Source organism: Peribacillus sp. TE19612, from assembly GCF_056279465.1.
In genome coordinates this window covers 446,485-453,190 of sequence record NZ_JBWCCL010000003.1, presented here as the reverse complement: position 1 = coordinate 453,190, position 6,706 = coordinate 446,485, and the positions used below count along the sequence as shown (strand labels likewise).

At 40.1% G+C, this 6,706-nt stretch carries 8 protein-coding genes; 1 reads left to right on the top strand and 7 read right to left on the bottom strand.

The window, feature by feature from the left end:
* Window positions 1–139 precede the first annotated feature (139 nt).
* The 4 genes from ACZ9AO_RS08125 to ACZ9AO_RS08110 all read right to left on the bottom strand — a co-directional run bounded on the left by ACZ9AO_RS08125 (window position 140) and on the right by ACZ9AO_RS08110 (window position 4,125).
* A complete protein-coding gene (locus ACZ9AO_RS08125) occupies window positions 140–895 on the bottom strand; it encodes a YjbA family protein (protein ID WP_034314514.1) in 756 nt (251 codons plus the stop codon).
* A gap of 114 nt (window positions 896–1,009) precedes the next feature.
* Window positions 1,010–1,774, bottom strand: a complete 765-nt coding sequence (locus ACZ9AO_RS08120) for a DUF2268 domain-containing putative Zn-dependent protease (protein ID WP_048686927.1) — start codon at window positions 1,772–1,774, stop codon at window positions 1,010–1,012.
* A gap of 126 nt (window positions 1,775–1,900) precedes the next feature.
* Entirely contained in the window at window positions 1,901–3,139 is a 1,239-nt protein-coding gene (gene fabF, locus ACZ9AO_RS08115) for a beta-ketoacyl-ACP synthase II (protein WP_048686925.1), read from the bottom strand.
* A 50-nt stretch (window positions 3,140–3,189) separates the two neighbouring features.
* The gene (locus ACZ9AO_RS08110; RefSeq protein ID WP_034314519.1) at window positions 3,190–4,125 is read right to left on the bottom strand and encodes a beta-ketoacyl-ACP synthase III; all 936 of its coding nucleotides are present in this window, start codon (window positions 4,123–4,125) and stop codon (window positions 3,190–3,192) included.
* Window positions 4,126–4,327: 202 nt separating this feature from the next.
* Here ACZ9AO_RS08110 and ACZ9AO_RS08105 point away from each other — a divergent pair, with 202 nt between their 5' ends.
* Window positions 4,328–4,549 carry a hypothetical protein gene (locus ACZ9AO_RS08105; RefSeq protein WP_048686923.1) on the top strand — a complete coding sequence of 74 codons (222 nt, stop codon included), beginning with the start codon at window positions 4,328–4,330 and terminating at the stop codon, window positions 4,547–4,549.
* 41 nt (window positions 4,550–4,590) lie between these two features.
* Here the strand turns inward: ACZ9AO_RS08105 and ACZ9AO_RS08100 are convergent, their stop codons facing one another.
* The 3 genes from ACZ9AO_RS08100 to ACZ9AO_RS08090 all read right to left on the bottom strand — a co-directional run bounded on the left by ACZ9AO_RS08100 (window position 4,591) and on the right by ACZ9AO_RS08090 (window position 6,644).
* Window positions 4,591–4,773: a ComZ family protein gene (locus tag ACZ9AO_RS08100; protein ID WP_034314525.1), complete on the bottom strand. Its 183-nt coding sequence runs from the start codon at window positions 4,771–4,773 to the stop codon at window positions 4,591–4,593.
* A gap of 212 nt (window positions 4,774–4,985) precedes the next feature.
* On the bottom strand, window positions 4,986–5,819 hold the full coding sequence (locus ACZ9AO_RS08095) for a hypothetical protein (protein ID WP_476108827.1): 834 nt from the start codon (window positions 5,817–5,819) through the stop codon (window positions 4,986–4,988).
* 102 nt (window positions 5,820–5,921) lie between these two features.
* Window positions 5,922–6,644 carry an alpha/beta fold hydrolase gene (locus ACZ9AO_RS08090; RefSeq protein ID WP_048686919.1) on the bottom strand — a complete coding sequence of 241 codons (723 nt, stop codon included), beginning with the start codon at window positions 6,642–6,644 and terminating at the stop codon, window positions 5,922–5,924.
* Between the last annotated feature and the right edge of the window lie 62 nt (window positions 6,645–6,706).

The following is a 6,706-nucleotide window of genomic DNA, read 5'->3' as shown; positions in this document are numbered from 1 at the left end:
AAGGTAAAATTAAAAGACCTGAGTCCGATAGAATACCGAACTCAGGTCTTAGAAGCTGCTTAAATTATATGTCTAACTTTATTGGGTCAGATCAAGTCTGCCTACAGTCTGACTTATCCTAACGGATCGTCTTTTTTGTTCATAAAATCGATGGGCTATCGCCAGCCTCCACTTGCCAAAGCTTTTCAAAAAAAGGCTGCCCCTTCACAAGATTTTCACAAAGTTGAAGGTGCTTCTCTGACCAGCCTTCCTTCATTTCTTCATATAACTCAAGCCAAGCTATCTGAAAATCCATTTCTTGAATGCTTTCATATTTCTCAGGGGCCCATTCTGTGTACCAATAGCGGATTTCAGCAGTGTTTTTCGCCGTGAATAATTGGTCCATGGCCATGAATAGCAATTGCTTAAGCTGTCTTTCTTTTCTTGTCAAACCGTTCATGAATAAGGGAGACGGCGACAAAATATGATATTCTTTCTCAGATGTAGGTTTTTCAGTAAAGGTGTAATCCATCTCATCATGGTTTTCTATCATGTCATAAACAATTTGTTCCTGCCGGGGAATTATTCTGCTTTTCCTAATCGGAATATGATAACCTATCGTATCAACAGCTAAAATTCCATTTCCGTCAGTCACGATAAAACAATAGTCAAGCTGAATTCGCTCATGATTTTTCCTTGCATATGCTTTTTGATAAACATCATTCAGCAATGGCTTAGGTAATTCTGACAAGTCGTTTTCTATGTAGTGGAACAATGTTGATGACACTTTCAACAAAGGAACTTGATCTAGTAGTTCGATCCCGTCATCTTTCCTCCATTCATGAAAATGACAAATATTATAGCCGTTTTCTTCTCCTTCAAACCAGTTAACCCATACATCATGAAGATATAGCATCATTCATCCCTCACTTAAACAAATTTCTGTTTGTCAATCAGTATAGGCAGTAACCATACAATTTATTCCTATTCTAGAAAACAGATTAAGAAAAAAAGAACGTATATATTAGCTCTATTTTGATAAGAATTCTTCAGATTGAATAATGAATGATCTTTTCACGGAGAGTTTTTCAAAATTTTTCACCAGGTAATAGCCACTACAGTATCCAAGCATATATGGATATCCTTTCGACCCAAGCAGAAGTACATCATGAAGAGGATCTGTACGTTTTATCGTGTGCTTTTCCTCTAAATGCTTTCTCCAATATTCTCGTAGTTTATCTTCCTGATATAACTTAGTCCAATTCGCTAAATATTTTGTTCCTAAATATTTTCCCACCGTTCTTTCCGCCAGTCCTTCCATGATCATCGTATCAAGGAGAGTGAATTCTTTTTGGTCCTTTTTCAAATGATGCAGACGGCAAACATGATGGTATTCATGAATCAACAGGGCCTCCATTTCCTTTTCGGCTATCCCCTTTCCGTAAAAAAGGAATAGTTTATCTTTAAAGGCCAACCCTGACTTCGTTTCAACTTTTTTATTCCACATCCCTGTAGACATGAGCGGGAAAATATATATGGGAACATCTGGCCCTCCCCATAGCTTCTTATAAGCTGTAAACAAGCTTTGTGTTTTTTCCCATACATCGTTTTCTTGCAAGTCTTCCCATGTGAGTTTAGTTTTTTGATTCGGAGAATACATGCCATGCTTCAATAAATGATGATAAATCATATCCGCATCAAGGGTATCGTTGAAAGTGCTTTTAAGTCTTTCCATCATCTGGATCGGCCGGTTGAAATCCTTCCTCATCCATTCATTGGTTGAAATGACTCCCATTTCCCCATACACCTCCGCTTCTATTGACTATCGTATGATTTAATGAAGGCGGATGACACAATATATCCCTTTTCCCTTCAACATAAAAAAGAGCAGATCCCAAAAGATCTGCTCTTCCTTCAAAACTTATTGATATTTCTTGAAAAGAATCGTAGCGTTATGTCCACCGAATCCAAGTGAATTGCTGATGGCTGCATTGATTTCGCCCTTCCTTGCTTGATTCGGGACATAGTCCAAATCACACTCAGGGTCTGGTGTTTCAATATTGATGGTTGGAGGCAAAATGCTGTCCCTGATTGCCTGAATCGTGAATATTGCTTCCACACCGCCTGCTGCCCCTAGCATATGGCCCGTCATTGATTTAGTGGAACTTATCGCAAGTTTATTAGCATGGTCGCCAAAGACTTCTTTGACTGCCATCGTTTCGTATTTGTCATTGTATGGCGTGCTCGTTCCGTGGGCATTCACATATTGGATGTCTTCAGGATTCAAACCTGCATCCTCAATTGCAATTTTCATGGCTCTTGCCCCGCCTTCTCCACCTGGTGCCGGAGCGGTAATATGGAAGGCATCTCCAGTTGAGCCATAACCAGCTATTTCAGCATAAATCTTGGCTCCTCTATTCAATGCATGTTCAAGGTCTTCCAGAACGATAATTCCAGCTCCTTCACCTATTACAAAACCATCACGGTTAAGATCGAAAGGACGGCTAGCGGTTTGTGGATCAGGATTTGTCGATAAAGCCGTATTTGCACAGAAGCCTGCAACCGACATTTTTGTGATTGGCGCTTCGGCCCCGCCTGTAATCATGACATCGGCATCGCCCCGTTGAATGGCTTTAAACGCATCACCGATTGAGTTTGTTCCTGTTGCACAGGCTGTTACCGTACATGAATTGATTCCTTTTGCACCCAGTAAGATAGAAACCTGGCCGGCTGCCATGTCCGGTATCATCATTGGAACGAAAAATGGGCTAACCCGTTTATATCCCCTGTTTAAAAAGTTTTCATGCTGTGTTTCAAGTGTCTCCAGCCCGCCGATACCCGAACCGATCCAGACCCCGACACGTGCAGCATTTTCATCGGTTATTTCCAGCTTGCTATCATTATATGCCATAACGGAAGCTGCAATTGCATAATGGGTAAAACGGTCCATTTTGCGTGCTTCTTTACGATTTATATATGTTTCTATATCAAAGTCCTTGATTTCAGCAGCCACTTTAACGGGATATTCTTCAGCATTCAAACGAGTTAAAGGCCCTATTCCCGATTTCCCCTCGATTATATTCTTCCATCCAGTTTCTGCATCATTACCAACTGGAGAGATTGCTCCAATACCTGTTACAACTACACGACGATTAGTCATTGAAAATGGCTCCTTCCTATTTTTAAAGCTCTTACGATTTGTTTCTTCTTTTATTTACCCCACCTAAGAGCGATCGCTCCCCATGTAAGGCCACCGCCAAAACCAACCATGACGATTAAGTCATTGTCCTTGATTCTTCCCGCTTCCATTTCTTCCACAAGGGCCATTGGAATGGACGCTGATGAAGTATTTCCATATTTATGAACCGTTTTTGTCATTTTTTCAAGCGGGAGACCCAGGCGTTCCCTTGAGGCTTCCATTATGCGTATGTTTGCTTGATGCGGAACAAGCAGATCCACATCTTCCTTTGTCAAACCAGCTTTGTCCAATACACCCAGGCTGGATTCCCCCATCTGACGGACAGCAAATTTAAATACTTCACGTCCATTCATATGAATGAAATCTCCTTCCTGTAATAAGTGCTTCCCGCCAGTTCCATCTGCGCCTAATTCAAAGGAAAGGACCCCTTTGCCATCAGATACAGGTCCAAGTACAGCTGCACCCGCTCCGTCACCAAAAAGGACAGCAGTATTACGGTCTTCCCAATTGGTTACTTTCGAAAGTTTTTCAACACCGACAATCAACACATGCTTATATGCACCTGTCTTAATAAACTGCTGTGCCGTGATCATTGCATACATAAATCCGGCACATGCCGCACTTACATCCATTGCAGCTGCCTTCATCGCTCCCAATTTCTCTTGAATCATGCAAGCGACAGAAGGAAACGACTGATCAGGTGTAACGGTAGCCACAAGAATCATATCTATCTCTTCAGCCGAAATTTCCGCATTTTTCAATGCAGCCTTTGCGGCTTCATAAGCCATATCTGAAGTATCAATATCATCATTTGCAATTCTTCTTTCCTCAATACCCGTCCTGGTCCGGATCCACTCGTCAGAAGTGTCCATAATTTTTTCTAAATCCGCATTTGTAACGATTTTGTCGGGTAAGTAGCGGCCAAGCCCTAGTATTCCAGCATTCATCTTGCCATCCCCTTATATTTTAATGAGTTATTATAATCATCTATTATTACCTGGTACTAATTTTATATAAAAAAAGACTTCCTTGCAAGAGTTAACAGTTTTAAAAGCTAAAGAAATCTCTTTCGGAAGCCGGTCAAGCGCCTATGCCAGGGGAAATTCAGGGACATACATTATAAATAAAAGGAGTAAAGGAGGACTCATTATGGATATCTTCAATCGCAACCGCGAAAGAAACCCGGATGATCATTTTTCGAATTTGATGTTTGGCAGGAAACCCGAACCGGAGCAAGAGGAATCGGAGGTTGATTACTTGCAATTGATGGCGAGCGTTGAAACATTGATGGGCTTATACAGTCAATACAAACCGACCATTGATAAAATCAATCTGAACCCATTGATCGCCAAGTTCTTGAAAAAAGAATAAAAAAATCAAGGCTGCCCTTTATCGGGACAGCCTGCCTTTAATTAACGCTGAGCATCTTGTTTGCCAAGCTCATAGGCTTCTTGCATTACGCTTTTAAAGAGCTCCATGAATGGCTCTGCCATCTCCATTGAAAATGGAATCCCGCTTGCCTCAAGCTTCGCTTTAGCCTCTGGGAAGTATTTCATGGCGATTCCCATAAATTCAAGAGTTTTATCTGAACTCATTCGCGTTTCCCCCCTATCTTTTGAATATTCATCAATTGATTTGTGATGCCCAAATAATATCATAATTCCACAGGACCCTTTCGTAAAGGGCGCACATATAAAATCATGGATATCTTTTGATGTTCTTCCTATCCTTGTACATTATAGTACAAGACATATAGATTAGAGGCAAATATACCGTTTTGTTCTTCTCAAATAACGAAATTATTTGTTTAATCACGCTTTCTCCACTTTTTAAGTAAGTTTAATCGTTTATTATGTTTTTTTTGTAATGCAATGCCTTCTTCCGGTTCCATTTTGCATTGCACTTCAAATATTGTTCCTTTATTGATTTTAGTTGTTGATTGTTGGGGAGTGAATGAATCCATGCTTTCACCAAATATTAGCTTGGCACATTCATTCCAATGATCATCAATAGAGCTGCACAATTGGATGTCCCTATCGGAACTTGAGGTTAGCACCACTTCCAAGGCATGAACAAAATCAGTGATATAGAGAGCATCAAAGGTATATTCGGCAGCAATTGCCGCTTTGATATCAGACTGCCCAAGCTGATTGATTCCAGCTTCAAAGCTCATGCCTTCCGATTGCCAAGGTCCATAAATCGTCGGTAAAAATATGATTTTTGCAGAATCGATTTCACGAATCGAGCTTAATATGGAATGAAATATACTGACATCTTTTTCAATGGGCATGAAAAGAACGAAATTGGGCGTTTCATTCTTGCCATTTTTAAATTTCTCAATGAAGGAAACGATTTCGCCTATCAGAAAATCGATTTTGTCCATTTTGCCGCTTTGAATATCGTAACAAGAGATGAACACCGTGTCCTGCTGTGAAATATCCAATAATTTAAGTTTATTTATCGGAAAGTATATATAATTTGAATTCCTTCCTATTTCAAATTCTTTTTCTTCCATAATATATTGATTTGCTTCGGAATCATCCCAATCGATTCCGATTACTTCTTTCCCTTGGTTCAAAAAATATTGAGTCACATAGAAGCCCACAAATCGATAAGTGCCTATGACAATGTTTGTTTGCATAAATACAGCCTCCTCGTATGCCATCAAGCCCACTTCACCCGGCACGTCTAGTTTTTTTAGATGCTGTATCGTATGCAAACTATTGTGAAAATATATCTCTTCTCATAAAATCTCTTCATTCTCATTGAAGAACTTTTGTATTTGATAGGGGATTTTATAACGTTTTTCGGGCAATATATACGTCAGCTGCAAGTCTGCTTTTCTGGCCAGCTGTATTTGCCGATAAAGGGAGGCTTGCTCTTTCCGTAAGCTTCCAAAAACCTGAATCACTTTCATGGGGATATTCTCTGCGATAACTGAATCTTCAGTGTCCAGGATATGCTGTTCACATTCTGCCGGATCGAGCTCATATGCAGCAGCAACCTCTGACAGCCATTTTTTATAGAAGAACTTATTTTCCTTTTCTTTTTCCAGTTGTGCTTTCAAGGAAAAAACCGGATCGATCAATACGACAGACCGAATTTTATTTCCAAGTTCATTCATTAGCTTTAGGGCAAGTAGTGCGCCTGTCCCCTCTGCCAATATATGAACCCTTTGATTGACTATTTCTTTTTTCATGAAAAGAATATATAGGTTAAGGGAAAGGTCCAGTGCTTTAGGACTGCCCCAGTTGGCCCCGTGAAAATTGGAAGAAAATAGCGTGTATCCGTATTCCTTTAAATATTCCAATATCTGCAGCCTGCCTGGATGCTGCAGCCAAAAGCTGCTGTCTTTTTCGACAAAATGACTACGGTCTCCAATTACCATTACGGAAAAACCACTGGGCCGCTCTGGATAATAGATGATATTCCATTGGTCATCAATTTGAAAAGTTCGTTGTTCCATCGTTCAAACTCCTTTAAGGAATATTACTACTACTATATTAATTTATGACGAAAAATAGAAAG